This window comes from Pseudoalteromonas rubra (assembly GCF_005887115.1).
Classification (GTDB): domain Bacteria; phylum Pseudomonadota; class Gammaproteobacteria; order Enterobacterales; family Alteromonadaceae; genus Pseudoalteromonas; species Pseudoalteromonas rubra_F.
Genome location: NZ_PNCJ01000083.1, coordinates 1 through 2693, shown reverse-complemented (window position 1 = coordinate 2693; position 2693 = coordinate 1). Strand labels below are relative to the sequence as shown.

The 2693-nt window shown below is 44.7% G+C and carries 1 pseudogene; it reads right to left on the bottom strand.

From position 1 onward, the window contains the following. Window positions 1-904: 904 nt before the first annotated feature. Window positions 905-1868: pseudogene (locus CWB98_RS23220) on the bottom strand (IS630 family transposase); the annotation flags it as partial. Window positions 1869-2693: the final 825 nt, after the last annotated feature.

Below are 2693 nucleotides of genomic sequence, written 5' to 3'. Positions count from 1 at the left end.
GTATCTCCCCTTCGCGCGTCCATGCGCTCACTTCCTCGCACTGCGAAGCGTTGCTTCGGTCTCATTTCGTCCATGTGAAAGTAGGGTGAAGGCGGGTTATGGAAAGTGAACAATTTCACTTTCCACCGACTGAACGCTAAGGCCTCTGGCTGCCAGCCGGACCATTGCCAAGCTCCTAATTAGAGGTCGACGAAAGACATTCATCCATGAATCTCATCGACATTCGTACCTCCTGTACATCAAAGCCCGATTCGAAAGAGTCGGGCTTTTTTGCGTTTGGAGTAAAGTACTTCCATGTAGTATCTCCCCTTCGCGCGTCCTTGCGCTCACTTCCTCGAACTGCGAAGCGTTGCTTCGGTCGCAATTCACCCCGTACTTGATGCTGTCTCTTGATCACATTTCCTGGAACATTTGATACCTTTCGACCAAGGATTCAAGTTTGCTCCAACCATCCCATAGACTAGGCCAACTAACACGCCCTGTCTTTTTACTGTCTTTCCAGCCTCCTAATCTCCCGAGCGACTGATACGCCCATTTCATGCTCGGTGGTTGCTTTGGAAGGCCTTTTTGTTTGTGTCTCTTTTTCCACAGAATCTTCCACTGTAAAGCGCTGAGGCAGGTTTCACAGCTCACTTTGAGCAAGATCAGATCACGGAAAACTGAGTTAGTTCAAAAAAATGTGACTAAGAGATAGCACTTGATGCGGGATCTTCTAACAGGTAACACTGTGGACGTGAGCTGTACTGAGAACCGACAAATCATTATCAGGTTCCAAACAATAAAAGCTTGAATCGAACGAGATAGGCTTTTTGCGTTTAAGTCATTTAAAGCCGTTGTAGACAGAATGGCGTTGTCTATTCATCCATGAAGCTGGGTTGGATTGTAATACCATTTTGAATAAATAACTGGTCAGATTCATCCAGTCCCTAAAGCACAATGATTTCACGCTGTCAGCACATGAGATAAACGCATTCCATGCTTCGCTGACCTGATCCAGAATGTCATCGTAGTTTGCAAAGGTTCTGTTTGATAACTTATGCTGTCTGAGCCAACTCCACACTTGTTCTATGGGGTTTAACTCTGGGGAATAAGGTGGCAGCCTAATGATCACGACATTCTCCAGGCCTTTTATCAAACCATCTTTGAAGTGCCAGGCTGCGCGATCCATGACGACCACAGCTATTCTTCCTGGTTGAGTCCTTTGTGATATTTGCTCCAGATGAGAGTACATGACTTCTTTATTCACTAAAGGTGAGATAAGTGCTTCTGTTTCGTCAGTCGTTGGACACACAGCACCAAATAGATAGGCATATTCGAATTGTTGCTGCTTTACAACTCTTGGGCGTGAGCCTTTTTTCAGCCCAAACCTTTGTGGTCGAAGTTTGTTGACCAAATCGTGCTTCATCCTGAAACCACACATCAATGCGTTCAAGAAGAAGGTGTCCCGGGGTGTGAAGGAGCGTTTCCAGCTCGAAGTTTTTTAAAAGCTGCTTGGTGAGCTTGGTTTCCTTTAGGGTGGATTGAGCGGCTGCTAATCCATGAGAAGTTTAGCCTTTTCAACAGTCTGTGAACAGCTGACAACTCGTACTCTATGTGAAAAGACTCAGATATATACTGCTGAATATCTTCTAGTGTGAGTCGACCACCTTCCGTGCGGTTTATAGAGTCGAGTACATATGCTTTAAGCTGCTTCAGCTGTGAATCATCCAGTTTGCAAGGGCGGCCCGAGCGAGGTAGCTCTTCCCAGCCTTCTAATCCTAGTCAAGATAGGCTTTCACCCATTTGTTCACGCTAGTACGACTGACCTTTAAGTATTCAGCAATCTGATAGCGAGGTTTACCTTCAAAGAAATGCGCCAGTGCGAGCATGCGCACTTTCCTTCTTGGATCTTTAGTTTTTGGAGAGTTTGATAAATTCAGAGGGCTGCAAAATCACTATCACATCGATGAAAATTGGATTTTGACATTAGGTCATAAATTTAATCAATTTGGCATAAACCTGGAGTCGCTGCTGGAACGCTACTTCGTAGGCATGATAAATACACCGAAACAAACCTATTCGACACCGAAAAACTGGTTTAAACAGCATCGCACGGCGTGCTGTATGAAGAGGGAGTTGTTGTTGAAGGTGGGATAGAGCTTTGTGAACTTGGGTCTGCTGCTGGGTATGGGTTACAAACCCAGTATATGCAGCGCTTTTTTGAATAAGCCGTTTATATTCCATTATTACAATTTGCACTATTGTCGTCCACGAGCCTCGACTTGTGGATGAGTAACTGGCTAACACTTCTTACTGAGCATGCTCCATATTCCCGTATTGGGTATTGAGCGACTTATGCTGAGGGTATTCATTACTCAGCGTGCAATTAGTACAGGAAGCAAAATGACTAAAGCCCACCGATGCAATTTTTATCAACCTTCTGGCTTTATTTACGTACAGTTTTATATCCCTGAGCAGAATAAGAAACTGAAGACTCATTCTGATCGTCTTTCACTATGTTACCTGTACTGTTGTTTATTCGCGATCTTATCCACATTTGGTTGTGTGTATCTTGTGTGTGTTTTGTGTGTGCTTGGGGTGGTAGGTGGTGGTGACATATTATCGAGAGAAAAATGAAAAAAGGGGTTGCATCGTTTTTCGATTTCCCTATAATGCGCATCCACCGACACGGGGCACAACGCTGAAAAGCAACC